General features: G+C 31.6%; 27 protein-coding genes. 5 read left to right on the forward strand and 22 right to left on the reverse strand.

Annotated features, from left to right (window positions below; all coding sequences use genetic code 11):
- Positions 1-20 precede the first annotated feature (20 nt).
- The 22 genes from WH267_RS01375 to WH267_RS01475 all read right to left on the reverse strand — a co-directional run bounded on the left by WH267_RS01375 (position 21) and on the right by WH267_RS01475 (position 20978).
- Positions 21-656: an NAD(P)H-binding protein gene (locus WH267_RS01375; RefSeq protein WP_340004962.1), complete on the reverse strand. Its 636-nt coding sequence runs from the start codon at positions 654-656 to the stop codon at positions 21-23.
- 67 nt (positions 657-723) lie between these two features.
- Complete coding sequence (locus tag WH267_RS01380; RefSeq protein WP_340004964.1) at positions 724-1647, reverse strand: alpha/beta hydrolase; 924 nt, start codon at positions 1645-1647, stop codon at positions 724-726.
- 683 nt (positions 1648-2330) lie between these two features.
- Positions 2331-3197, reverse strand: a complete 867-nt coding sequence (locus WH267_RS01385; protein ID WP_340004966.1) for a helix-turn-helix domain-containing protein — start codon at positions 3195-3197, stop codon at positions 2331-2333.
- A 96-nt stretch (positions 3198-3293) separates the two neighbouring features.
- Positions 3294-3983: a hypothetical protein gene (locus WH267_RS01390; protein ID WP_340004968.1), complete on the reverse strand. Its 690-nt coding sequence runs from the start codon at positions 3981-3983 to the stop codon at positions 3294-3296.
- Positions 3984-4075: 92 nt separating this feature from the next.
- Positions 4076-5830, reverse strand: a complete 1755-nt coding sequence (locus WH267_RS01395; RefSeq protein WP_340004970.1) for an alkaline phosphatase D family protein — start codon at positions 5828-5830, stop codon at positions 4076-4078.
- A 165-nt stretch (positions 5831-5995) separates the two neighbouring features.
- Positions 5996-6778, reverse strand: a complete 783-nt coding sequence (locus tag WH267_RS01400; protein WP_340004972.1) for a DUF5694 domain-containing protein — start codon at positions 6776-6778, stop codon at positions 5996-5998.
- A gap of 504 nt (positions 6779-7282) precedes the next feature.
- Positions 7283-7462, reverse strand: a complete 180-nt coding sequence (locus WH267_RS01405; RefSeq protein WP_340004974.1) for a hypothetical protein — start codon at positions 7460-7462, stop codon at positions 7283-7285.
- Positions 7459-7776 (reverse strand): hypothetical protein, encoded by a 318-nt coding sequence (locus WH267_RS01410; RefSeq protein ID WP_340004976.1) that lies wholly within the window; start codon positions 7774-7776, stop codon positions 7459-7461. The genes WH267_RS01405 and WH267_RS01410 overlap by 4 nt, the downstream gene beginning before the upstream one ends.
- A 199-nt stretch (positions 7777-7975) precedes the next feature.
- Positions 7976-8239, reverse strand: a complete 264-nt coding sequence (locus tag WH267_RS01415; protein ID WP_340004978.1) for a helix-turn-helix domain-containing protein — start codon at positions 8237-8239, stop codon at positions 7976-7978.
- A 347-nt stretch (positions 8240-8586) separates the two neighbouring features.
- The gene (locus tag WH267_RS01420) at positions 8587-8796 is read right to left on the reverse strand and encodes a hypothetical protein (RefSeq protein ID WP_340004980.1); all 210 of its coding nucleotides are present in this window, start codon (positions 8794-8796) and stop codon (positions 8587-8589) included.
- Positions 8797-9622: 826 nt separating this feature from the next.
- Positions 9623-10993, reverse strand: coding sequence for a helix-turn-helix domain-containing protein (locus WH267_RS01425; protein WP_340004981.1), 1371 nt, complete (start codon positions 10991-10993; stop codon positions 9623-9625).
- Positions 10994-11186: 193 nt separating this feature from the next.
- Complete coding sequence (locus WH267_RS01430; RefSeq protein WP_340004983.1) at positions 11187-11414, reverse strand: hypothetical protein; 228 nt, start codon at positions 11412-11414, stop codon at positions 11187-11189.
- A 1-nt stretch (position 11415) separates the two neighbouring features.
- The gene (locus tag WH267_RS01435) at positions 11416-11733 is read right to left on the reverse strand and encodes a hypothetical protein (RefSeq protein ID WP_340004985.1); all 318 of its coding nucleotides are present in this window, start codon (positions 11731-11733) and stop codon (positions 11416-11418) included.
- A gap of 89 nt (positions 11734-11822) precedes the next feature.
- Positions 11823-12173, reverse strand: coding sequence for a DUF4280 domain-containing protein (locus tag WH267_RS01440; RefSeq protein ID WP_340004987.1), 351 nt, complete (start codon positions 12171-12173; stop codon positions 11823-11825).
- A 5-nt stretch (positions 12174-12178) separates the two neighbouring features.
- On the reverse strand, positions 12179-12886 hold the full coding sequence (locus WH267_RS01445; protein ID WP_340004990.1) for a hypothetical protein: 708 nt from the start codon (positions 12884-12886) through the stop codon (positions 12179-12181).
- Positions 12887-12950: 64 nt separating this feature from the next.
- Entirely contained in the window at positions 12951-16202 is a 3252-nt protein-coding gene (locus WH267_RS01450) for a phage baseplate assembly protein V (RefSeq protein ID WP_340004992.1), read from the reverse strand.
- Positions 16203-16629: 427 nt separating this feature from the next.
- A complete protein-coding gene (locus tag WH267_RS01455) occupies positions 16630-17244 on the reverse strand; it encodes a hypothetical protein (protein ID WP_340004994.1) in 615 nt (204 codons plus the stop codon).
- Positions 17245-17246: 2 nt separating this feature from the next.
- Entirely contained in the window at positions 17247-18206 is a 960-nt protein-coding gene (locus WH267_RS01460; protein WP_340004996.1) for a TM2 domain-containing protein, read from the reverse strand.
- 275 nt (positions 18207-18481) lie between these two features.
- Positions 18482-18688: a tyrosine-type recombinase/integrase gene (locus tag WH267_RS25070; protein WP_445223261.1), complete on the reverse strand. Its 207-nt coding sequence runs from the start codon at positions 18686-18688 to the stop codon at positions 18482-18484.
- Positions 18685-19641 carry a tyrosine-type recombinase/integrase gene (locus tag WH267_RS01465; RefSeq protein ID WP_340004998.1) on the reverse strand — a complete coding sequence of 319 codons (957 nt, stop codon included), beginning with the start codon at positions 19639-19641 and terminating at the stop codon, positions 18685-18687. The genes WH267_RS25070 and WH267_RS01465 overlap by 4 nt, the downstream gene beginning before the upstream one ends.
- Positions 19642-20115: 474 nt before the next feature.
- A complete protein-coding gene (locus WH267_RS01470; protein ID WP_340005000.1) occupies positions 20116-20643 on the reverse strand; it encodes an ImmA/IrrE family metallo-endopeptidase in 528 nt (175 codons plus the stop codon).
- Positions 20640-20978, reverse strand: a complete 339-nt coding sequence (locus WH267_RS01475) for a helix-turn-helix domain-containing protein (RefSeq protein ID WP_340005002.1) — start codon at positions 20976-20978, stop codon at positions 20640-20642. Before WH267_RS01475 ends, WH267_RS01470 begins: the two co-directional genes overlap by 4 nt.
- Before the next feature lie 136 nt (positions 20979-21114).
- On the opposite strand from WH267_RS01475, the gene WH267_RS01480 reads away from it, so the two are divergent.
- Genes WH267_RS01480 through WH267_RS01500 form a run of 5 tightly spaced genes read left to right on the forward strand, consistent with a single transcriptional unit; the run spans position 21115 to position 25256 of the window.
- On the forward strand, positions 21115-21438 hold the full coding sequence (locus tag WH267_RS01480; protein WP_340005004.1) for a DUF3892 domain-containing protein: 324 nt from the start codon (positions 21115-21117) through the stop codon (positions 21436-21438).
- Complete coding sequence (locus WH267_RS01485; RefSeq protein ID WP_340005006.1) at positions 21425-22402, forward strand: nucleotidyltransferase; 978 nt, start codon at positions 21425-21427, stop codon at positions 22400-22402. Before WH267_RS01480 ends, WH267_RS01485 begins: the two co-directional genes overlap by 14 nt.
- Before the next feature lie 8 nt (positions 22403-22410).
- A complete protein-coding gene (locus WH267_RS01490) occupies positions 22411-24063 on the forward strand; it encodes a ThiF family adenylyltransferase (RefSeq protein ID WP_340005008.1) in 1653 nt (550 codons plus the stop codon).
- Positions 24053-24529: a Mov34/MPN/PAD-1 family protein gene (locus WH267_RS01495; protein WP_340005010.1), complete on the forward strand. Its 477-nt coding sequence runs from the start codon at positions 24053-24055 to the stop codon at positions 24527-24529. The genes WH267_RS01490 and WH267_RS01495 overlap by 11 nt, the downstream gene beginning before the upstream one ends.
- Entirely contained in the window at positions 24516-25256 is a 741-nt protein-coding gene (locus WH267_RS01500) for an NARF domain-containing protein (RefSeq protein WP_340005012.1), read from the forward strand. Before WH267_RS01495 ends, WH267_RS01500 begins: the two co-directional genes overlap by 14 nt.
- Positions 25257-25287: the final 31 nt, after the last annotated feature.

A 25287-nucleotide genomic window follows, 5' to 3' on the forward strand; every position in this document is an offset into this window, starting at 1 on the left:
TGGAATTTGTTTCTTTTTATCTAATAAAATACTGGTTTATCACCATATATCCCAGGCTTATTGACTCCAACACTTGCTTTATTATCTTTTTCAGGGTGTTCAATGATATTCGCGATATATGCAGCAACCGCTTTTCTTGAAACTTCTGTTCCTAGAAAAGATTCTCCTTTTTGGGTAGTTTCATATTCTACCTCATCTTTATCAGTAAGCCATGATGGACGAACTATGGTATAGTTAAGAGAAGATCTTTCTATAATATCAGCGGCCTGTCTGTAAGGAATGAGGTCTTTTCCGATCATTCTTTCATTCCACGCTCCGAATTTTCCGGGAATCTCGTGGTAAATGCCTAATGAGGTAACAAAAATGAGCCTTTTAACTCCATTCTTATCCATAGCTTTTACGATTTCTCCTGCTAATTTATCCATTGGTCCTGAAAGGTTTGCATATACAACATCCTGATCTTTTATGGCATTGTTGAGATCGTTTGGATTGAGTACATCTCCTTTTACAATATTTGCAGAGGACTGATATTGATTTAAATGTTCTGTATTCCTTGCAAACAAGGTAAGTTCAATATCTTTATTTTCTTTAAGAAATTCTGTGACATGTTGTGCAATGGCGCCTCCGGCTCCTAACACTAATACTTTTGTTGACATTTTAATTGGTTTTAATATTAAATAAGTGCTGCCATATCCAAAATACAGCAGCATTTACAAGGTTCTGTTAAGCTAATTTTTCCTGAAAGAACGGAACTAACTGGTCTATGGCTTCATTAACATAGTTTTCCCTGTCATATAAAGACATGTGGTTTGCTCCTTCAATAATATATTTTCTCTTATCTGCAGAGGCTGCACGCGCTATAAGGTCATCACTCATCCATGCGCTTCCTGCTATACTTCCCACTATGGCTAACAGTGGCTGCGTAAAGAAGGCTTCTGCTTTATTATAAGCATCATAAGAAATGATCTGTGAAAGGCTTCGGGCTGTAGCAAAACCTGGTGCTGTAGGGTACTGACAACGGTCTGTGTGGTAATATTCCCAGGCTTCTCTCAATTCTTCATTAGGTGCATCTTCTTCCCTCATTGGGGCTAACGGAATGGTCTGAATTTCTGTACTCCCTGCATCTGCTGTTCTGGCATTGGAACCTGCTACTAAATAAGGTAATGCATCGGCATCTTTCACATTGTTTTCCCAACCATTCCTGAACATAGATCCAATGTTTACAGCACTTACCATTCCCACTGCTTGAATTCTATGATCGTTGATGGCCGCATTAGCTGTATATCCTGCTCCCGCACAAATTCCCATAGCACCAATCTTATCAGTATCTACATAAGATAAGGTCGTAAGGTAATCAATTACGGCACTTACATCTTCTGTTCTGATGTAAGGATTTTCCAATTGGCGCGGTTCTCCTGTACTTTCTCCCTGATAAGAGGCATCATAGGCAATGGTAATAAATCCGTGGTTTGCCAATTTTCCTGCATATAGACCTGCCGCCTGTTCTTTTACTCCGCCACCCGGATGAGATACAACTACTGCCGGATATTTTTTGTTTTGATCAAACCCTTCTGGGAAATTGATGATTGCTGATAAAGTAATTTCCTGAGCGTTTGTGTTTTTAATACTGATTTTTTCCTGTGACATGATTTTGTATTTTATTTGTTATTATTTATTCGAATGAAATCTTTCAGAACGAAATGGAAAGCACTTTTCTATTTTTGATTGCTTTTCTCCGATCTATTTTCTTTCTTTTTGACAGATCAAAGGTAGGAAGAGATATATGCTGTAAACGGAGACTCATTACCTGAAAACAGATACATTTTACTTTTTTGTATTTTTAGGCGGCTAGAGCCCACCTCTATTGATGTTACTCGTTCAGTGTTTAAGGTTTATCGCAGATCGTACAGATTTTGCAGATGATTGCGGATAAGAAAATCAGAAATTTTCAAAAAACTTATGTGTACTTCTTATGCAGAAAGCCTGTAACTTTAAATCTCTTAAGTATTTAAGTCTTTTGTAACTTTTGTGGTTAGTCATAATCCTTATTAGATTTTAGAATTTTGTTTCCCACAGATTGCTCAGATTTACACAGATGCTTGTGGATAGTATTGGAGGCAAGGCTTCAGTTTAGGTTTAACATTACTATCATTCATTACTCATAAATTAGCCCGGATAGTAACGGTTACCCCGCAGCATAGGCTGGAAAACAGAAGGACTTAGCCTTGGCGTGTATTGGCGTGAGGAGTATAAGTGGATAGCCGGAAAAAGCTCCTGAAAATAAAAAGGCAACTCATTGAGCTGCCTTTTATAATGGTATGTATAATTATTTATTGATTTCTGAAGACCTTTGGGGAAAGTCCTGTTTTTTTCCGGAAGAACCTGGCAAAATAGTTGGGATAATCGAAACCGAGACTGTAAGATATTTCACTTATGGAAAGACTGGTATTTTTGAGTTTATCTTTGGCCTGTTTTATAACATAGTCGTGAATATGATCCAGCGGTGATTTGCCTGTAAAATGTTTGATAAGGTCACCGAAATAATTAGGTGAAAGGTTACTTTTCTGAGCAAAATAAGCTACAGATGGCAGTCCTGCAAGGTTTTCATTTTCTCTGAAGTAATAGTCCAGATTTTTATAAAACTCATCAATAACCCTGTGGTAAATTTCACTTCTGGTATCGAACTGGCGATCATAAAAGTCTTTAACATAGGTAAGAATGAGGTTGACATAAGAAATGATCACTGTTCTTGAATAGTATTCTTTCTGAAATTCATGATTGGCTTTTCTGAACAGGTCCCAAACAATATTCTCTTCTTCCTTGGTGAGGAAAAGAGCTTCGTGATTGTTATAATGTACAAAGCTGTAGTCCTTGGCATATTTTTCAAGGTATTTGGTGCCCACCATAATGCATAATCCTGAAAATGGCGCTGTAATCTCCCATTCCAGCGTATTTTGTGGGCAATCTACGTACATATAGGATGAATCAGACTGATCTTCCAGCAGCTGGTAAGAAGTAAATTTCACTTCCATGGAGGGCTTGATGGCCAAAAGATAAAAATCAATGGTTACCGGTTCGGATTTTAACCTGATATCGTTTTCTGCCTCAAAATCTACGATGTGAAGATCATCACTTTTCAGAGGGCCAACATTCAGGTAACGGCAGAATTCGGGGATATTTAATATTTTCATGCTCATAGTACAGGCTTTCAATAATGGGTAAAATTACATCTTTTGAGTGGCGTCCTTATGATACATATTCAGGAAAAACAGATACATTTTACGGTTTATGCCCTATAATTTTACAACCAGAAACATTATTCCAAAACTTATCAGTAATATAATGCCTATTATTATTGCACCTTCTAAAACATGTTTCATATATCTTTTCCCGTCGAACGTAAACTTTTCGGGATGAATACTGAATTCCTTAAATACAAACGGGTCTATTTTCAAATCTGGTCTGAAACGAACAATTCCTTCTATAAACCTGGCCCGTAAAGCTCTTGCATTTTTGATGTAATATATACTTCCAAGGTGTGTTCCATCAAAAACCACTTTAGTTTCATTACGATCTATTCCTACAGCGAGCATCCATGTTTTGTGTTCTTTTGATATATACACCTCATAATCATCTGAAAGATAAGATGGTCCCAACTGACTGTAAAGCACATCATCTATACTTCCATCCCTTTTATAGAAATGAATACCTGTATCATCTACTCTTATCTTTTTTATGGCTATAGCCATATTTTTCCTGATATGACGGAAAAAATGATACATAACTATAGCCCAAACAGGATAATATAATACGCCTACCACAACCAATATCCGTATACTCCCGGAAACCAAAAGTGGAAATACAGCAAGCACTATAAACATAACCAGTAACAATGCTCCACCAAAAATATTAATCAGCCAGGTGATTATCCAGTTAGGTTTTGAAACTAATGGTAAAAACTCTTTTCTAAAATCCTCTTGCATCTGTTCAATATACGGAAAAAATAAGAACAAAAAAAGCCCCAGTATTCCCTGGAGCTATGTACAAAATTGAAAATAAGATATGTTCTTTAAAACTATGAGATTGTGTATTTTTTTTCTGTAGTCACAGTATAAATATCGGAAACCACATTATCTACAAACCTCCATTCCGCATCAGAATTTCCAGCAGTAAATTTTACATGAAGGTAGCCTCTTTTGTAAAGGTTAGCATATTCCAGATCGTCAATTAATGATGAAAATGCCTGGGCCAAAGCAATTGCTTGAGTGGGATCTGATGTAATTCCAAGATAACCTTCAAGCCCTGGTGACGAAACAGAGCTACAGGCTAACTCAGTTCCAATAATCTTTCCTTGTGCATTGGTGAGTTTCCCCAGCCATGCATTGTGTGTATCACCTGCCAGCACGATAACATTTTTACCAGTAAGAAGGGAATACAGCTGTTCTCTTTCCATGAAATATCCATCCCACGCATCCAGATTATAAGGTAAGGTGGTGGTTATTCTTGCTATTTCCTGTGGGGTAAGTGTAGGATCCTGTTGTTTGTATCTTTCTTTAATAACAATCAGCTGCCCAATTGTAGTCTGTAAAGCCTGCATGGTAGCCGGTTGTGCACTTCCGAGTTTTTTTATTTCCGCTAAAATCTGATTGAGTAACATCAATAGTTCTGCAGGAACCATCATTTTGGTCATCAGGATCTGCTGTCCCAATACCTTCCATTTTGCAGAATCAGCGTTGATCTGAGAACCTAGCCATGCCATCTGCTCGCTTCCGATCAGTTTTCTGTTGGGATCTAAAAAATCTGTTTTAAACTTCAGCTGATCGAAATTCCCGGCATTGTCCAGATAATCTGAATATTCTAATTGCTTATCTCTTGCAATTACTCTGGTATCCATCATATACAGGGAAACAATATTTCCGAAGTTGAAACTTCTGTAAATTCTAAGATCTTTCCCTGTTTTAAGAGGAATATATTCACTGTATGCCTGGAAAGCAGCTTTTTTTCTTGCTTCAAAATCACCTTCATCAGGCTGATGGTTTTCTGCACCTGATTTATAAGTATCATTGGCAAATTCATGATCATCCCATACACAGATAAAAGGTTTTTTCTGATGAGCCAGCTGAAGGTTCTTATCACCTCTGTATTGTCTGTATCTTTCTCTGTAATCATTCAGATTCAGGATTTCTTTTGCAGGTTTATGTGCTCTTCCTAATTGATTGGTATAAGGATTGGTTCCGTATTGTCCCGGAGCATATTCATAGATATAATCCCCAAGATGTACTACTACATCTGCTTCAGATTTGGCAACGGCTCCATAAACATTAAAAAGTCCTGCCGGAAAGTTGGAACATGATACCACTGCCATCTTCACATCGTTTACAGTATCTGTTTTGGATGGTAGTGTAATGGTTTCTCCGGTTACGCTTGCTTCCTTAGTTTTAAGGTTATAGAATCTATAGTAATATTTAGTGTTAGACGGAATGTTCTGCACATCTACTGCTACTGTAAAATCATTGGCTGATGTAGCAGTCGCCTGTCCTTTTCTTAAAACTTCGGAAAAATTACTGTTTCGGCTTATTTCCCAGGTTATTTCTGCATCTGCTCCTGCAGAATATCTTGTCCATATAATAATTCCAGTAGCTGTAGGATCAAAGCTGGCCACTCCGGTATCAAAACCTGAGTTTTTCAGATCATCAGGAGCTATTCCACCTTCAGTAAAATCTTCATCACTGCAACTTATAATCAGAGGAGCAATAAAGAGTCCTCCAGCTGCTAAGAGTGAATTCTTAAGAAACCTTCTTCTGTTAAGCAGATTGTTATTTTCCATCATTACTTTTTTCTGCAAAGCAACAGTATCTGCCGAAGAAGGTTGTTAACTGAGTTTTAATTATTCTTTATGCTTTTTTTAAACATATGTTTAACATAATATTTTCTGAAATATTTGAACTTTAGAAATATTAATTGTAAGGATCAACATTTACTTAAGCCTTTCTCCCTACTTCAGGTAATCAAAAACATTTACAGACTGGTATTTAGGACTTCGTTTTAAAAACTCACTGAAAAATGCAGCATGGGTTGCCCCAGAAATAATAAGGACTCTGTCATTTTCCGAAAGTGGAATTTGATTAAGGTTAGAATACATTCTCAGATTTCTTCTGTAATATTTAGCTGCTTCATCTGCTCCTTCAAAATGATTTGCTGTACTTACATGAGTCAAAATATCAGCATTAGCGGTAATCATCTCCTGTAAAGTGGATTCTTTATTATAGTCGATAAGTTTTTCTTTCACAGAAAGATTTTCCTGTTTTTTGAATCCTTCAATAAAAGTAGTTATAAAACGTTTATAGGTGATATTATCTACCTGATTTTTCAACTGATCTCCAATTCTATAATTGTACTGCCCTGTTTCCTGCTCATCAATTCCATATATTTTTTTCACATTAGCCAGTTTTCCAATCTGATATGCCAATAATGAAACTTCACCTTCATAGGCTACTTTATGGTTTTTATTCTTTAAAAAACTGTGGTAGTCATTCTGGATTTTCTCATTCTCAGCAGGAACCAGCTCAACACAGATAACTGTTGGTTTAAATTCAGCAAGCAATTTTGCAATCTCAAAAACCTCTTTCTGGCTTTTCTCACTTTGCGGATCAAAACTTACTTTTGCTGCGTCTGGCGTTTTTCCCATATGAAAGGTCGCAAAATTAAGTACCTCTATCTTTTGCGCTGATAAACACATGCTCATCAAAAATCCACAAATAACACTTATTCTTTTCATGATTTTAATTTATGGTTCAAAAATAAAAAGTGAACAGTAAGCATACAAGCCTATATCGACGAAGAGGTATATTTATCCGATGAAACGTTAAAAGCATTCACGATTCCCCCTGATTGATTCCAAAAAGAAGTACAGCTAAAATTTAATTCTTTTTATTGATGAAATAATATTAAGAAAATAAGGGTGAATTCTGCAAAAGGTAACTGCAAAATTGTTATTATTAGTTACTCAACAAAACAAAAAAGCACCTACAAATCTGTAAGTGCTTGATTTAAAAAGTGGTCCCACCTGGGCTCGAACTAATATCTTATTTTTCCATTATTTAATGGGCTTTTAGCAATTCACAAAATATTCGGGGAGAAAAATAGGGAATATTTATTGAAAAATAACAAATTAATTTAGATAATTATTACATTATTAATTAATAGGGAAACAATAACTATTATCAACAATTAATATCTCGTTTATTTATAAATTTTCAGGTTCACTTTTCAAAGTATTAAATTAAAAAGCAACCAAAAGACAAAGTCCGTTTATCAAAGTTCCAATTATCGGAATATCTTTCAATATTCCATCTTCTAAATTTGAATCCATAATAGCTTCTCCAATACCTGAGGAATCATTTACAATTTCATTAGATTTGATAAACTTTATTGATTCTATAAGACACTCATTTATTTTCATTCTTTCAAATTTTCAATAAAGTTCTTTAATCTTTCTAAAATTTCAGGCATATCACTGGAAAAATTTCTAATAGTAAATGTACCTTCAATAGAAACGATTCTTTCATATTCATTTTTACCTACCGTTACAATATTATAAAATTCATCATTTTCAGTAATATAGTTTTCTGCTCTACCTATTAAAGTATTTAGTCTCGATTCAATATATTTTTTATTATTCGGCTTTCCATTTTTATATTCATAGTGAGTTTCGTAAAATTCCTCTACGATTTTGCTCAGAAGATTATATCCACTCTCCAATTCAGATTTTTTCATAGTTCTATTTTTTAATTATTAAATATTTCCAAGCAGTAAAAATCAATTAAAATTCTTTCAAGACTAAATTATGCTCTAATTAGTTTTAAATCGATTTTTAAGGCATTTACATCGTTCCTGATAGCATTATATGAGAGTCCTCAGATTAAGTATCATTGCTCTACATCTGCAACATAAAATTTTATCACATCAACCATTCTTATTTTTTTAAAAACTTATCAATATCAGATTTTTTAACCATAATTCTTCCATTTCTCTTAGGCTGATACACTTTTAATCCTGAATCTCTGTACCTATCGAAAGTGGATCGGCTAATACCATAGACTTTCAGAACTTCATCCACAGTAAACGTTTCTTTTAAAGTTTTCTCCTCTAAAAATTCTTCTAATGATTTTACTCTCTTTTCTAAAGCCTTCAATCTTTTTAGAAGAAAGATATTATTCGGTATCTCTTTACCTTCCATTAAATATGATTTTAATTTCACATGAAATTAAGTATTCTGAAAGTAATGGGAAAGTTAAAAGTTCAAGAACTGTAATTGGTCTAAATTACATATTACCTCATTATATTTCGTCACTACTTAAAAAAACTCTTACTTTAATATTCTGATCATTCGATTCTCCAGAACCTAACAATTTTTAAACTTTCCTTTAAATAGGGGGAGGGGGGAATTTCCACAAAGAGGAATTTATGTATTTTTCAACCAAAGTGAACTTAAATTATTTACAATTAAATTAAAGTATTTAATAACGTAAATTATAATCGAAATCACTGGTTGAAAAATGAGAAACATGTAAATTGGATTTAATTTTAAACATCTAAAGATATAACCCTATTAAGGAGTTCATGATAAAGATAATTTTCCAATCTGCTTAATCTTTCGGAAGCTTTAATACGATCTGAAGTGATCTCTTCTTCGTCCATATTACTTTCTATTTCCTTTAACGAATGTAAGGACGTTTTCACAAAATCATAAGCAGCCTTTAGGTCTGCTATCGACAATTCATTAATTTGTTTCATAAATATTATTTTAAAATAAAATTGTAAGCTCTATTAATAAGGCGAAAATCAATTAATAATCCTGAAAGGTAAACTTCTACTAAAAATAAGCGATAGTCGATTTTCAATGCTTTACCAAGAGAGCTTACGGGGTTAATTAATAATAATCTAAAATAGGAGAGATGTGGATAAATTTGGTTTCAATGTGATTAATGGGAAAAAATAAGTTATCTTTATTTTCTATATAAAACCTATAACACATAATCTAAACTCATACAAAATTTAAACTATGTCAGATATCAGTATATTTAATGAAGAAGATGTCTATTTTCTTTTAGGGATACTTGCCGTTGCCGTCGGCTTTTTTCTTACCATTGCACTTTTTGTCATCAATATTTTGGTCAATAAGAATAAGAAATTCTCATATTATATTTTGATGTATTTTATTTACAGTATCCTATCTTTTATCGTACTTTGGTTTTTAGAAACTTTTCGCTTGTTTAAATACCTTCTTAGTTAAGTAGAAGCTTCGTAAAACTTTAGAGATAGTAAGTCTAGGGAAACTCCCATTTTCAGATTCGAGTTTTTACTAATCAAATTTCAATTCAAATTCTGAAATAGTAAATTTATACTTCGAGTGAAAAACGGCAGGAATTTGCCTTATTAATCAAGCTCATTCAGATTGGACTTCTTTTGCAGAGTAATCGGGTTATTCATAGTAAAGATTTCTAGTCTTAACAAATAGGGGGAACTTTCGGAATCACAAAAACAGAAATTTCGCCCTAAGTATATAACCTTCTTTAGTATTTAATAGTTACCTATATTAGTATATATATTACTCTTTATACTATACCTTCCGCATCAATAGTTCCACTTTTTCGTCTAATTTAGCCTTGAAATCATCCTTGTAGCTATATTTGAATTTCCGTTCATAATCATCATAAAATTTTCGGTACTCTTTACGGAATTTTGAAACTCCATCCTCCTTCATCAGAGGCAATATTTCTTCAAAAAAAACATCTTTTCCGATTAATTGAATGCCTTTAAACTTTAAGTAATTATTCATGGGCCTTCTTTCTTCACCAATGATTGAATCTCTGGATTCCTGGGATAAAACATCAATATATCCTATGTCAAAATATAATTTTGCAATAGATTTTAATAAATGATCCCAGTTATTTTTTATATCTATCAGATGTTTAAGTTTACCTCTGAAGTTTTGTTTGTAGAATCCACTCACTTTTTCAACTTTTAATTCAAGCCTTAGAAAATAATTTTTTTCGGTGACTTTAGCTTTAAGCTTCTTTTTATTTTTTGACTTTGTTAACAGTTCGTTATTATTATCCATTCTCTCAATTTTGTCATAGAATGAGACGGAATAATTACTTCCGATAAAACTTATCCCATTGTCACTATAGATATTTTTTTCTGGAAGGTCTTTAAAGCTTTGAAAACAACTCAGAATTCCTTTCATATTTTTTTTTAGCCTAAGAGTTACTCCCAATTCTACCTTTGTCACTCTTGCACTCCACATTTTCTTCTCTTCGATTTTAAAATCCCGAGCATATTTATTAATCCTATTTACAAAACCATTATAAGATATATCTTCTACTTTCCCTTCTCCTAAACGATCTTTTCGTATATTTCTATGGATGATAAGTTCATTTCTTATTTCGTATTTTATTTCATCTTCTGTAGATAGTTTTTTAGGGATTTTATACGTAATGTATTTTATATACAGGTATTTTTTGTACTTTTTATCATAAGGACTTTTTTCTGTATCAGGAGTTTCGTACTCTGAATCTTCTTCCTCGTCATCTTCTACAAAATTATTTTTAAACGTATAAGTGATATTACCTTTTTTATTGGGGCTGGATTTATAAAATTTCTTGGCTAAGATTTCTTTATCAATATCAACATTATCAACACTAAACTTTATTCTATCTACCATTATTATTTTTTTTAAGAATTTTTCAAAATCAGATTTTTTAATGAAAATTTTTGCGTTGGGTTTAAGCTGGGTAAACTTTAGCCCTTTACTTCTATAATCATAAACTGTTTGGCGTTCGATACCATACAAAGCGCAAATTTCTTTCACTGTAAATTGTTCTCTAAAATTACTTTTTTCCATGAGAAGTTCCCTCATAATTCTGTTTTCTTTTTTCAGGTTTCTGATTTCTCGGATCACATATTTTGTTAGAGTTATATTATTTTTCATTTGGTAAAAATTTAAAGGTTTAACAATTTTATTATTCATAATAATAAACTGAGGTGAAATTGTATAACACTTATTTTTGGGTATGTCATATTGAGCCTAAAATAGAATTCATTGAAAATCAATGCTAAAATTTTCACATAAAAAAGCGGTTATAAAAACCGCTATGTCATATTCATCCTAAAATAGGAGATTGTTATTTATCTTTTTTACTTAATGGGATATGGCCTTTAACTTCATCAATAGAAATTGTCCAATATTCTTCCCATCCCATTTTTTTTAATTCAATGTAAATTCTATTTCCTTCTTTTCCTGTAACCTTCCAATATAGATCACGATTGTTTTGTTGGTTCGTAGAATAAAATATAACCTCATCACCAACTTCTATGTTTTCTATTTTATAAAAATTTTCTTTTTTATTCATATTATAGATTTTCAGGATTATGTTGAAGTGCTTCAAAGCAATAAGCTACAAGAAGACAGATTCCATTTTTTTCTATTCCGAATTTTCTTCTTGCGTCAATCGCATTATCTAGATTATAAAAATAATCTTCTATTTCGATAATTTCATTTTCTGTATAAAGACTAATATCAAGCTCGTCTCCGAATTTTTCTTTGAGATAGCTAAAAACTGCTTTACCATTAATTTTAGACTGAATAATATCTAATTCTACAAAACCTCCGTTATCAACAATCGAATTTAAGTAGAAACCAAGAAAAGTGTATTTTACAGGGTATTTCATTTTTTGTGATCTAAGTATTTTCTCAAAGATAAAGAAATAAGAAAAAATATCAAATTCTTTTGATTAATGAATAAAAACTAAATGGTTCATCACACCTCATGCTTTTCTACATGTCCTTTGTTAGTTATTTCTATTTTACCCCCTATACTACACATACAAAATGAATCTTCTGTAAGAATTTTATAACTATTGATAGTATCTTTTTGTGTTGTTTTTTCCCAAGCAACTGGTGCAGGAATACATGGTAAATATCCACCTGAAGTAGGTTTTAATTTACATTGCCCAAAAGGTTTAATATTGATATTTGCCTGCTTATCCTGCTCCGTAGCAATATGTTTCCCTTCAGCCGTAGAGAAATTCTGGCTGGTAACACTTAGATTACTTGGTGTTGTTCCTTGGTTGCAGGATAATTTAGCGGTATCAGTGATTTTTTGTGGCATAAAGATTATTTTTTCTCATACAATACTTCCGCAGAATCATTATGTTTTCCGTTTATTGAGGTAACTTTTAATAAGTTCCCATTACTACCATCTATAACAATTATTATTCTCGCCCCAAATTTTCCCTCATATTTACCTCTATAATTAATTAGATAAAGTTTTTGAGAACCTTCATCGTAATTCTTATCTATATGAGTATAATCTGAGAATAGATCAATTTCATGTTTTTTACAATAATCAATAATATCATCTGCCGTTATAGTATATCCTTTATCCATATCAGTTTTCTTGATAAGTTTTCCAGAGTCATCATATTCATATTTGAATCCTACTGGCCCACCACCATTTCTAAAATTTACCCATTTTTTAAGTATAATACCTTTATCATTAAATTCCTTATATATTGAAAATATTGAATTTTTAGCAGTAGAATTAGCTATAAACCAATTTCCTCCTTCACCTGAACTTTCTTCAATTTGAATGTCTCTATCTTCGTAAGTTTTCCCTAAACCATTTGGATTATTTTCATAGTATTTTTTTATGTTAAAATGTTCAATTTTATCATTAATGAGATTGGCATAATTATTTTTTTGATTCATTGTATTATGTTTTACTGAGGTTGGGGTTTTGGTTGCTTTTGTGTCTTCCTTTTTATCCTGAGAATTACAGGATGAAATAAATAATACAAAGCAGATGTACAGAAGTTTTTTCATTGTTTAATAATTTTTTCAGTTCAATATTTTCATTATCTAATTTATAAAAATACGAGATAGTATTCTATTCTTTTTCTGACCTGCTTTGTAAGATTGCCCACTGCCAATGATAGGTACTGATAACAGGTAATCCTTGTAAATCAGAATAATCCATTATATTATCAGTAATAAATTGTTCAAAAGTGAACTTGGAATCATTATCAAAACTATGATATAGTCCCATGGAATGAAATACTTCATGGGCAATAGTACTATCATTAAATCCAGCTTTAAAAACAAGTATAGTTTTTGCAGCAGGATCATTCATGGTTCTACCGATTCCTGCTATGTGCGGGTTCTCTTCATTTATGAAATATACTTTGTAGATATTCTGATATTTTTTCTTTCCATACTGTTTATAAAGTTCATCATTTAGGTAGTCGGATAAATTATCTCCTATTGAATTTTCAATCCATTTATCACCTCCTCCCTGTGGGTTATTAATTATATTAGCAATCCTATTAAAATTTTTCTTCTTATTATGTTTTCTTTTAGTTTTTGGATCTGTATCAGTACTTAAATCTAAAGATAATGTATTTTCAAAATAAGGGGTAATTAACGCTTGATTCATATATTTTTTCAATTCGTTTTCTCTACCTTTCGGTTGTCCTGTTCTTTTTCCATTTCCTATATCAGTTGACACCTGTATAAATACTACTTTTGCTTTAAATCGTTTTTTGTTTTGAGTAATCCTAAGTTTTCCCGCTAATGATTTTTCTTCAGTTCCTTTAGAATCCTTATAAGTAGCAATAACTTTAATGGGTTGTTCACTTTTAAGCTCTTTTAAACAAGTTACGGTTATTTCTATTTCATGTTTACCAACCGTAAGAGGAAGAGGTTTGTTAACTATATTGAGTAATTTATCATCATATTCAAATTCTAATTTTTCAGGTTTTTTTTGAATATTTATGATGGTTCTTAAAGTGGCTGTAGTATTACTATAGGTTGATGTTAATGTTGTCGGAACAATCTTTCCGTTAGGTTGTTTGATGTTTTTCACGATGGTTTTAGGATAAAGAGTTATCCAAGGTACACAATAGTTTACCATCACTTTTTTCCCTTTTTTATTTTTAACACTATATGCATGAGGATTAAAGTTGGACATTAAAGAGATAAAATCATTTTTATCACTGATGAAAAAACTTACAGGAGGTTTACCATCTTCATTTTCATAAACCTGAAATAATGCGCCACTTGAATCTCTATATTTTCCGACTTCTTTTCCATAATAAACATCTCCAGGAATCTTAGTATCTCCAACTCTGACCCAATCAAAACCGTATCCTTTTCCTCCCCAATCATTTTTCGGCCTAAAACTTACCAAGCACCTCTCATCTACATAAACAGGAACGTATTTATAGTTTTGAGGTTTGTTAGTCTGATTATTTCCTTGTTTCCCATGCATATCCACAATACCTTTACTATTAACGATAGTACTTTGGTCAGAATGCATAAACAATTTTTGGGTTCCAGCTACATTGGTTTCCTTTGCTTCAATTTTTATCTCGTTCTCTGAATTAAATACAGCTTTACCTGCTTGTGTATGTAAAAAGTCAGTTATATTTTGTAATAAAATAGGAGAGTTAACCATCATTTTTTGCAGAATAGTAAGTAACGCTGTATTTACAACATTCATCGTCAGGTTGTTTCCGACATTCATTTCCAAATTATTTCCAGCCTCGAATATGATATTGTTAGGTGCATTTATTCTGATATTTCCTTCTCCATCCAAATATATAAAATTGGTACTTCCATCTTCTGTTCTAATACTTCCTTGCCCTTCAGTATCATTTAAAACGATCTTATTTCCACTTCGGGATTGCAAGGATTTTAAGTGGTTATCCACACCACCTCCTAATCCAACCTTTCCATGAAACATTCCACCCATTGCAAAGGGAAAGTCTGGATTATGATATTCAAAACCTACCATTACCTGATCTCCAATTTCTGGAATAGCTACAAAGCCTCTATTCTGACTTACTGAACCTGTACCTCCCGCATCAGGACTCATCATTCTGATAAAATGGGTTGTATCATTTAACTGCCAATCAAATCTAACTTGTATTCTTCCTTGGTTTAGAGGATCAACATTGGATATTACCGTTGCAACTTGTGGTTCGGCTTTCGGTATTACAAAATCAGGTTTAGGCATGAAGCCTGTTCCCTCGGCTATAGCTTCAAAACTCCCCGTATAATAGCCTCTTGCATCAACCTCATGATTTACCTCAGTCATCATCAAAGTCGTAAAATGGTTAGTTTGATTACTATCTGGTTTTCTCATGGCTAAATCTGCCACACAACCTATATATAGAAATGGAACGGTTGTTTTACCTGAAACCGTGAAAACTTCTACTGCTTTACTTCCTCTTGCACTTTTTTGAGAATCATCTATATCAAGGAACATATTAGGATGTAAAGGAGCAGGGGTAAGCGAACGGGTTTTAAATATATTCTCGTTACGCTCATAAGTTTCTGATGACAGTTCTCCTAAATGTTTGATACGATTATCAATACCAAGCATTGTTGCATGATTACTGCTACTATAGCCAAAGTATTCAGTTTTGGTATGTACTGCATTAAGCTCTATCTGTACATCACTAACATTACTTCCATTAATAAGGTTAATAGATTTTTCATGATACGGTAGCTTACCAAAATGAAGTACTTCTCCATCATAATAAAACTGCTCTCCATAAGCCTCTGCAATTCTGGCAAGGTAATTATAGTGAGTTTCACAATATTGTGAACTGTAGTTGATATAACTATTGTTTTGCGAATCTATTCTAACATCAAAATCATTAGTACCTAATGCCTCTTTAATCACTCTCTCAGCAATAATGGAAGTATTTACAGATTGATCCCCTCCAAAGCTTTGAGTATGGGGTGCTGAATCCATCAGAATTGTTGGGCTATTTCCTTTCAATACTATATTTCCCAGACTCATTTTTTCTTGACTAAACGCCACCTTCATAACAACTCCTACAAATGTCCGTTCTGGGCTTTCATTTTCAGGATCTTTATATTTGAAAGTAACGGTTAGTCTTTTCCCGAAAAACTGTTTTGCCTCTTCTAAGTTATGATTTTGCGCTTCACCCAAAGAATCATGAGCTAAAGTAAGTTCAAAGTAATGATGCCTTCTTGCACTCTGCTGTAGACGGAAGTTTTTAAAATGACTGATAGGTTTTCCATCAATTACAATGTCAAGCTTCACCACACGGTTAATGCCTGCTATATGATTCTCTGAAATTTTCTCTGCATTAGATCTGCTTTTTTTCATGATGATTTGTGTCTTTTTATATCACTAAATGTAGATAAAAATAATACCAAAACTGAACTTTTTTGACACTATTTCAAAAATTGTAGTAAAACTACGATTCAAATGAAACTTATTTTAATAGTATACCTTCCAATATATTTTGTTTTCTGGCATTCTGACCTACAAAAGACTTTTCAAATTTGAATATGGTTCTCAATATTTTAAAACTTTTTACTTGTATTGCTCAATCTCTTAGAAGTTTAAAAGGCAGGATTTCCCATAGTATCAGGGCTTTTTCCTTTTTCGACTTCATAGAAACTTTTAGGAAACCCTTACTTGTTTCTTCTTGTATTCTGACTTATATTTTCACGTCTATTTTACTTGTAATTTCAGTAAAACATATCTTGTCTTTACTTGCTTTCTACTTGTTTTATTTTCCTTCCCAATCTTATTTGTAATATTTGATTTTCTCAGCCTTCATAAAGCCTTCTAAGTTTCTGAAAGTAATCTTATCTAAACTATTGGTAATACTCTGAATATACGTCTTGCTATTTTTGCATTTTCTGGAAGTAAAATCAATAATATTCCCGTTATCATCTTTGTATATTTCGACTTTTTCCAGTTTTTCAGCTTTTATATTGATATAGGAAACGTGATACTTGATTTGGTTTGCACACGTTGTATCTAACAAAAAGAAATCAAGGCTTTTCTCAGCTCCTACCAAAATTCCTTCTTCATTGAAGTAATAATCATAAGAAGTTTTGCTATCTCCAATATGCCCCCATAAATCATCAGATTTACTGATATAAACAATTTTGTTATTTTTTCTTATGACTTTATAGAACATATCCCATTTAAGCTCAAATTCTTCAACGGGGTTATCGGTTTTACTTTGTTTTATATTACCATCAGTCAGTTTAACATATTCAATAACTTTTGAGGGCTGATTTTCCAAAACTTCTTTCACAAACAATTTAGTCTGCTTAAGTTCGTTTTCATAGGAGTTTTGGGAATAAAAAACTGAAAAAATGAACAGATTGATAAGTACGATTAAGTTTTTCATGATTAATTGATTTGTATTGAATCTCCCTGCTGATTTTCAGCTTCAGAATTCTGGTATACCTTATTTTTTCCTCTCATTTCAGATTTTGATTGGTTTTCTTCAGAATTAAGTCTTTCAAATTTTTGATATTTATTCGTCGATTCTATTATACTATATTCATAAGGTTTTGTCTTCCGCTCATTTTTATAACTTCCAAACTTTCTGTTTTTCAGATTTTCATCCTCATATATAATCTTTGTAAAACCAAAGAAGCCGTAAGCCGTTATCAGACTTTGTTTGTCATTTTCATCTTTATAGACTAATTTCCTTAGCAAAACAAGGTCTTCATCATATACCTTACTATTTTCATAACCATTTTCTGATAGAAATAAAGCTATAAAGCTCTGGGATTGTCTTTCATTGAGCTTCTCACCAGCAAAAAAATCTTTTATATTTTTGAAAAGTGGAGGCTGATAAGCCATAACATCATCAACAATCTTATTTTTCATCTCCGTATTATTGGGCTTTAAGAAGAAAGCAGAAATGCTAAACAAGATGATTATACCAACGATTATATAAAATGAATAACTTTCTCCTGGTTGCATTTTTTGAGTGATGTAAAGGTCGTTTACAGCCTTTTTAGAAACATTATTATCATCTGAATTACGACCTTCATCGGGAAACATGATCGAAATATCCCGTAATATCTCTAAAGCAAGATCATTATTATATTGTTCTACCATTTTAGGAATTCTGAAGAGATCAATAATTGCCCAGATAAAACAACCTCCTGCGGTAAGGATATATAATATCAGCCAACCCCATTTTTTAAGGTAGGCGTAATGCCATCCTAAAAGAAACCAAAGCAGGTAAGATATTCCTACAGACTTCTTCCGCCTTTCAAATTCGTTAATAAAGATTTTTTGTTGTTCTGAATTCAGCTCTCGATATTTTTTCTGAATCAGATAAGAAAAGTTTCCCATGATTATTTCATGACCGCAAAGTTCCATACAGTCGCTTTAATTCATAGAAAAGCGTGGAACTTAACCGTATTATCAACCGAGGTACTGGTACACCTACACAGACTAATAGGAAAGCCCCACGCAAAAGCAGGGCGTTTCACTATTTATTTCGTCTGTGTATAAGAAAATTACCAGTTTTCGGATGAGACAATAAACAGCTTACGCTTTATCGTTGAAGTATTTTTATTTTTATATTACATTCTATTTTGTTTTTAACATTTTACAAATTTATAAAATTATCCGTAACGGCTTACATCCATTACGCTTCTTAAATTTTTAACGTTTGAATTTGTATAAATCATCGTATTAGCGATTCTTCTATGCCCCAGAAGCTTACTTACCAAAGGTAGGGATACATTTTTATTGTTTACCAGATACGAAGCAAAGGTATGCCTTCCTACATGGAAGCTGATCTCTTTATCTATATTACATTCTTCAGCTATTTTTTTAAAATCCTATTGCCGACCTGATTAGATACTTCGGGAAACACCTTATCACTCGGTTTTTTACCAGTTAGAAATCTTACAAGTAAAGCTCTTATCTGACTATTTAGAGGAATATCTACAATATGTTTTGTTTTCAACATTTTTTTAGAGATAATTTTATTCTTCCAATCAATATCAGAGACTTTTAGTGAATATAGATCACCATACCTTAATCCTGTGCAGCAGGATAGCAGAAACATATATTTAGTAGCTTTCATGGTAGCAGAAGTAGTTTTAAATTTTAAAATTTTAAGAACCTCTTCTTCATCTAAAAATATAGTCTTGTGATCTGGGGATTTTACTTTTAACGATTTCTTACTCTTATAAGGATTATCACCCTTAAACTTTTTGTATTCAATAGCTTCGTTAATAATACATTTCAAACATTTATGATGATTGTATAGTCCTCCTTCTCCTATTTCTAATTTCTTTAGATAGTTATTAAATTTTGTTATAAAAACAGAGTCTATATCTGAAGTGAATAACTTAGCTTTGAAGCTCTTTAACCGTTTCCTTAGAGTTTCATACTTATATACAGTATCTTCAGCTAATCCGTCTCCTTTCTTCATTTCCAAAACCTCATCAAATACAGCATAAAAATCATTGTTATCAGTACCTTTTAGAAAATTATCTACTAAAGTAAAGGATAAAGGGACACCTGCTAATTCGTTCTGACGGAGGAATAACTCCAAATCGGTTTTTTCTTTGGTTATTTTGTCGTTCAAAGGCTTATAGCCTTTTCCTTTCGCTTCTCCGCTTTTCTTATCCCAATCTTTAGGAGCAACGTTTTCGTTTAAAGTAAAGGTTTTCTTTACAGAATTAATGATTACCTGAAGATAAATCGGAGAATTTCCGTTTTTCAAAATTTTATCGGTTCGTAAAATAGGCTTAACCGAAACTTTATTTCCCATGTCGTTATTTTTTAATGAGTACAATTTTATATCCTGTAACATTAAATAATTAGCTAAGATAGATAAAAAATTACAAATTTCAAAGATAAAAAATTGATAGCCAATATTTTACATAAAATATTTTGCTTTAATTTAAAGATAAGCAAATTCTACGACTGGATTTTTCATTTTCTTCCCTATTCTATGCAAAAATAATTCGGGGAGAAAAATAGGGAACTTTTTTATGACGAAATATGGGTAACCATGACGAATTCATTTACCATATATACATGAAAAAAGCCTCTAAAATAGAGGCTTTTTGATTTTTAAGGAAAAGTTCGATTTTCCAAAAAGTGGTCCCACCTGTAATGTCCCCCGTGTATTTATGTGGCAATAGATGGAGTTATATTTACTTTATATCAGCTACTTATAAAAATATTGGAGTTGTGTGGAGTGCTGTGTATGTAGATGGGTTTAAGCGTGTTGGAAGTAATGTTAATTTGGATCAAGCAATCCCAAATTTATTAATCTATATCTAATAGCTTCTTCACTAACTAAAAAAATTGAAGATAACATATTTGTTATAGAATCTATACTTTCATTTTCTTTAAGTTTTTCTAATTCTTTTTCGAGTAAGAAAATGGGCATTAACAAGGATGCAGCAAAAGAATTAGCTTCTCTCTCTTGTCTAAGTTCACCAGAAGAAGATTTCTCATTACGAAAAAATTTGGCTCCGTTATCAATAAAAAACTTTTGATTACCTTGAAAATGAAGTTTAAAGTGTCCAAGCTCATGAGCAATAGTAAATCTTTTCCTTTTCTCAGAATGATTTTTATTATAGCCTATAATTTTAATTTTACTATCATTGACTACAAAAAAACCTGACAAATTGTCTTCTACGTCAAGAGATTCAATCATTATGTCATAATACTGACAAATCTTCTCAATATCAACAGGAGCCTCAGTAATATTATTTTCTTCTATGATATTATTTACTATACGTTCTATATCGTTATATATCATAATTTACTTTTATTTATAACGGAAAAAACATTATTAATAGTACGTTCATCAGTTATTCCTTTTTGCAAAAGGGAATTTTTCAAGTCTTCTTCTTTAGCTTTTTTTTCATTCTGAATATCAAAAACAGATGGTAACAATTTATCTAAGGGAATGTTAAATTTTTCTGCAATTGTATATATATGATGTAAAAATATGGGATGTCTACCGTTCTCCATATTAGAAATAGAAGTTCTACTTAAGTCTAACATATCAGCCAATTCTTGTTGGCTGACTTTGTGTTTTTTTCTTATATCTTGTAATATTTGGCCTACAATGGGATATAATGAATCTTTCAATGCGGTTTATTTTCTATACAAAGATAATAATGTTTATTTAATCACACAATGTTTACATCATAAACATTACGGTTTTCCGTAAAATATATTTGGCATAATTTTAGAGAAATACCTAGCATAATAATACTTTTTTAAGATGAATAAACGTGACTATTTTATTTCAGGAATATGGAAAGATTCCAAAGACAGAATTACCCATGTACTACTTCATAAGGTAATGGAAAATGGTAGTTTTAATCCAGGCATTAAAACTACTGAACAAAATGCCATAAAGCACATTAAAAATGGGAAGAAGATTTATACCTTGAATTGGGGCTATCCGGGATGGAATATTGGGGCAGAAGTTACTTATGTTCTAAACAATAATAACGAATATCTAAGGACAATTCATAATAGTAAAACCGAAGATAATCTAGATAATTTAATTTCAATGAAAAGCATACACTATGGACAAAAGTAAACATTTAGAATCTGCAATTAAAACGCATCAAATAACTAAAGAAGAGAGTTTACTTCAAAAGTTCAAAAACAGGAACAAAGAGGTAAAAGAGGCGCTGGAAAAACATTATGGAGATAAAGTATACTCCCCTTTCAATTCGGGGTCATATGCAAAAAACACAGCCATAAATACAAAATTTGATTTTGATTTGGTTTCTCCCTTTAAGAGAAATGCGTTCGGGTCAAATGGTACTCTGAAAGAAATGTATGAAGATGTATATGATTTCTTAGAAGGCGAGTTTGGTGGTTCGGCATATATCAAAAAACAGAAAGTATCTATTGGAATTGAATTCTATCCTGATTCCGATGGTGATATTGTAAAGATTGATGTTGTGCCGGGTAGAGAATTCAATCAGGATCAATATAAAGATGATCAGAATCTTAACTTGTATGTCTATTCCAACTATGGTCTTTTCTCAGAAGGAAGTGATCGTTTAAAAACCAATATAGAAGCACAAAAAAGCCATGTAAATGATCGTGCCACTAATGAGAAAGAAAAGATTAGAAAGATTATCCGATTATTGAAAATTTGGAAAGTCCAGCATTCTAAAAAATATAAATCGTTCTTTTTAGAATTATTTATAATCAAAGCTGTTGATAAGTGTGATGTAAGCGGAAACCTTTGGGAGAAGCTAAAAACCGTATTAGAGTACATTCGGGATAATGCTACTGTAAACGGATTTACATTAAAAGATCCTGGAAATTCTTCAAATAATCTTATGGATACACTCGAAGACTATGAGAGAGAAACTTTGAGTAATGAAATGAAAAATATGCTTGAAAGGATCGAAGCGAATGATGAAAATATTAAAATTTATTTTCCTGAAAATGAAAAATTTATAGAAGAAGAAAAAGAGAGCAATAATTCATATGGATCTAAATCAGGTTTATTATATTCCGTTCCTCCTAAAACCAATTTTGGATAACCGCTAAAATGAATAAGTTAAAACATATTGAAAATTTTATTCAGCGACAGAGTGATATAAAAATCCTCACTTCTTTTTCCTATAACTCTGAATTAAAGGGATTAATTGAAGGCTCAATTACAATTGAAGTTGAGCCTTCAATTATTCTAAATTTTGAGGTTTCTATCTATCCACTTTATCCATTTCAGTTTCAGAACGTGGAATCCATAAGTTTCAAGAATCCTGAACTATTAGAATATGGGCATATTATGAAGGATGGGAGCATATGTATTCATACTACACATTCTGTTAGTTTAGAAGAAAAATTAGGATACGATTTTAATTCTCTCCGATTATGGATAAAGGAATATTATATAAATTCCAGAAACTCCAGTAGTAAATATGAACATATCATAACTCCATTAGCCCTATTTGAAGATTGTTACTACTCTCTTTGTTTTAATAATATAGAAAAGGACTTCTTAAAAGGAGAATTTGGACTGATTTCATTATCAGAAGTTCGGTCTGGAATTTACAATGAAAAAAGAATAAGGAATTTTTATCTGCAATCGTTCAATAATATTTCAGGAAAAGAATTACATAATGTTGAGTGGAATCCGAAAATAAAATCATTATCTAAAAATGAGGGTATATATGTATATATAGAGAATATTCCCGCAGAATATGGAAAATTTTCTTTAAAAAAATGGGACCAGTTACACCCATACTTAAGTAAAAGTTTTATAGAAACTCTTCATTATTGGGAGAAAAATATTTTCGGTAAAGGAGAAATTGTTCCTTTAATTGTAGGATATAAAATTCCAAATGGAGAATTACATTGGGAATTAATAATTCTGAAGGCTGGGGACTTTCCTTTATACGGAGTCAAAGATTCTACTAAAAAATGGAATACAGAGATTGACGGAGATAGAACCATTAAATGGGGAAAAACACATAACATTAGTTATGATTATTTTTTTGGAAGAGGAAAACTTAATGATAGACTTACTGAAGGAAAAATATTACTCTTAGGTATAGGAGCTGTGGGAAGTATGATAGCAAATACTTTGGTCAGAGGAGGTTGTAAAAACATATGTATCATTGATTTTGATACAAAATATCCTGAAAATGTATGCAGGTCAGAATATACATTAAATCCCCTTGTATGTAGTAAAATTGAAGATTTAAGAGGGCTTTTATATGATATTTCTCCGTATGTCCATATCCCAGCTTTAGATATAGAATTAAAGTTACTGTTTCAAAACACACCAGAAAAAATCCGAGAATTTGAAGAAATTTTTAATTCTTATGATTTTGTTTTTGATTGTACAACAGATAATGATTTGTTGTATTTGATTTCAAAATTAAATTTAACAAGTGATCTCTTCAGTTTTTCAATATCCAATAAAGCTGATCATCTCGTTTGTGCTTGCGATGGTAATCGCTATCTATTTTCACGAACACAGTTTAATAATGTATTAAAATACAACACTGAAGATCTTTATGAACCAACCGGTTGCTGGAGTCCTACTTTTAAAGCCTCATACAATGATATTAATCTATTGGTTCAGACCGCTATTAAACATATTAATCTTAAACTTGAAAAAAATATAGCAATAGGTAATTTTGTAGTAGAAACGGAATTTGAAGACAATTTGAAAATCGCACTTAATGAGTTCTAAATATTTATTAAAAGAAAAAAATTTAACAATACAGATACAGGACAATATTATTGAAGAAATGCTATTATCTGCAAGAAAATATTATCCCAACGAATTTGGAGGTCTTCTTATTGGATTTTATAATAATGAAAATAGAGATTTAGTTATTACAGACATTCTAGCTCCAAAATCTTTCAAAGTCAGTCCTGTATTTTTCGAAAGAGAAACAAAAGATCTTCATAAGGAACTAAAACTTTTCTATGATTCAAATCCATCAAAATATTATGTTGGAGAGTGGCATAGCCATCCTAATGGAGGAACAAATCCCAGTGGTACGGATATTAAAGCAATGAAACTAATTTCCGAAAGTGAGGAAGTTTCTATTAACAAACCTGTTTTGTGTATCATAGGATATACAAAACATGATTTTCAATTACAATTTCATTTAATTATCAATAATAAAATTTATACATATGAAAAAAATTAACTTAATATTACTATTTTTTCCCATATTCTTTTTTGCAAAGAATGATACTCTGACATTAACTACTTTAAATCAACGGCTGTCTAATTTAGAAGAGTATAAAGAAAATATTGATAAAACAGCAAAAATTGATTATGATAATTCTATAAAGGAATTTAAAAAAGATACAGAAGAAACCTCCAAATCTCTTTTTTGGTTAATAGGAGGATTAACTGTTGTTGCTATTGCGGCTTTGGGAGTAAATCTATATAATCTCCTTTGGGGAATCAATAAAAAAATCAACAAGAAGATTACTGACAAAATTGAAACAATTGTTGAACAAAAAAGAGAAGATATAATCTCAATTATCAAAGATGAAGAATACGAAAAAAAATTAAAGAATAATAAGAAAATTCTTGTAATTAGCTCTTCCAGAGAAGCCGAAGAACAAATAAAAAATACGTTTTCGAAGATGGGTTTCAAAAACATTATTTTTAGAGTTAAAGATAATTTCACTAATATTCCTGATAACGATATTATTATATTCAATAATATGGGTACTGAACTTGGTCAATCATATATAGATACTATTGTAACACAAATTAATGATAACGAAAAATGTTATATTGGCTACACGGTTCATAATCTTGAAAGACATGAGCAATTCAATTTTGCAAATTCAAGATTTACATTGTATCACCAAATATTGAATACACTTAAGTTTTCTGATTTGATAGATATCATAGAATAAATAGAATAATATGATTTGTAAAGTAATTATA

The organism is Chryseobacterium sp. MYb328, from assembly GCF_037572595.1.
GTDB lineage: Bacteria > Bacteroidota > Bacteroidia > Flavobacteriales > Weeksellaceae > Chryseobacterium > Chryseobacterium pennae.

Bases quoted from the DNA above. Each gene is read 5' to 3' on its own strand.
- WH267_RS01500 (WP_340005012.1), top strand. From the start codon at position 24,516: ATGAAAAAAATTAACTTAATATTACTATTTTTTCCCATATTCTTTTTT.
- WH267_RS01410 (WP_340004976.1), bottom strand. From the start codon at position 7,776: ATGAAAAAATCTGAATTGGAGAGTGGATATAATCTTCTGAGCAAAATC.
- WH267_RS01430 (WP_340004983.1), bottom strand. From the start codon at position 11,414: ATGAATAAAAAAGAAAATTTTTATAAAATAGAAAACATAGAAGTTGGT.
- WH267_RS01400 (WP_340004972.1), bottom strand. From the start codon at position 6,778: ATGAAAAGAATAAGTGTTATTTGTGGATTTTTGATGAGCATGTGTTTA.
- WH267_RS01465 (WP_340004998.1), bottom strand. From the start codon at position 19,641: ATGGGAAATAAAGTTTCGGTTAAGCCTATTTTACGAACCGATAAAATT.
- WH267_RS01375 (WP_340004962.1), bottom strand. From the start codon at position 656: ATGTCAACAAAAGTATTAGTGTTAGGAGCCGGAGGCGCCATTGCACAA.
- WH267_RS01390 (WP_340004968.1), bottom strand. From the start codon at position 3,983: ATGCAAGAGGATTTTAGAAAAGAGTTTTTACCATTAGTTTCAAAACCT.
- WH267_RS01405 (WP_340004974.1), bottom strand. From the start codon at position 7,462: ATGAAAATAAATGAGTGTCTTATAGAATCAATAAAGTTTATCAAATCT.
- WH267_RS01420 (WP_340004980.1), bottom strand. From the start codon at position 8,796: ATGAAACAAATTAATGAATTGTCGATAGCAGACCTAAAGGCTGCTTAT.
- WH267_RS01415 (WP_340004978.1), bottom strand. From the start codon at position 8,239: ATGGAAGGTAAAGAGATACCGAATAATATCTTTCTTCTAAAAAGATTG.
- WH267_RS01435 (WP_340004985.1), bottom strand. From the start codon at position 11,733: ATGAAATACCCTGTAAAATACACTTTTCTTGGTTTCTACTTAAATTCG.
- WH267_RS01450 (WP_340004992.1), bottom strand. From the start codon at position 16,202: ATGAAAAAAAGCAGATCTAATGCAGAGAAAATTTCAGAGAATCATATA.
- WH267_RS01495 (WP_340005010.1), top strand. From the start codon at position 24,053: ATGAGTTCTAAATATTTATTAAAAGAAAAAAATTTAACAATACAGATA.
- WH267_RS01485 (WP_340005006.1), top strand. From the start codon at position 21,425: ATGGACAAAAGTAAACATTTAGAATCTGCAATTAAAACGCATCAAATA.
- WH267_RS01385 (WP_340004966.1), bottom strand. From the start codon at position 3,197: ATGAGCATGAAAATATTAAATATCCCCGAATTCTGCCGTTACCTGAAT.
- WH267_RS01445 (WP_340004990.1), bottom strand. From the start codon at position 12,886: ATGAAAAAACTTCTGTACATCTGCTTTGTATTATTTATTTCATCCTGT.
- WH267_RS01425 (WP_340004981.1), bottom strand. From the start codon at position 10,993: ATGAAAAATAATATAACTCTAACAAAATATGTGATCCGAGAAATCAGA.
- WH267_RS01455 (WP_340004994.1), bottom strand. From the start codon at position 17,244: ATGAAAAACTTAATCGTACTTATCAATCTGTTCATTTTTTCAGTTTTT.
- WH267_RS01460 (WP_340004996.1), bottom strand. From the start codon at position 18,206: ATGGGAAACTTTTCTTATCTGATTCAGAAAAAATATCGAGAGCTGAAT.
- WH267_RS01380 (WP_340004964.1), bottom strand. From the start codon at position 1,647: ATGTCACAGGAAAAAATCAGTATTAAAAACACAAACGCTCAGGAAATT.
- WH267_RS01470 (WP_340005000.1), bottom strand. From the start codon at position 20,643: ATGATATATAACGATATAGAACGTATAGTAAATAATATCATAGAAGAA.
- WH267_RS01490 (WP_340005008.1), top strand. From the start codon at position 22,411: ATGAATAAGTTAAAACATATTGAAAATTTTATTCAGCGACAGAGTGAT.
- WH267_RS01440 (WP_340004987.1), bottom strand. From the start codon at position 12,173: ATGCCACAAAAAATCACTGATACCGCTAAATTATCCTGCAACCAAGGA.
- WH267_RS01395 (WP_340004970.1), bottom strand. From the start codon at position 5,830: ATGATGGAAAATAACAATCTGCTTAACAGAAGAAGGTTTCTTAAGAAT.
- WH267_RS01480 (WP_340005004.1), top strand. From the start codon at position 21,115: ATGAATAAACGTGACTATTTTATTTCAGGAATATGGAAAGATTCCAAA.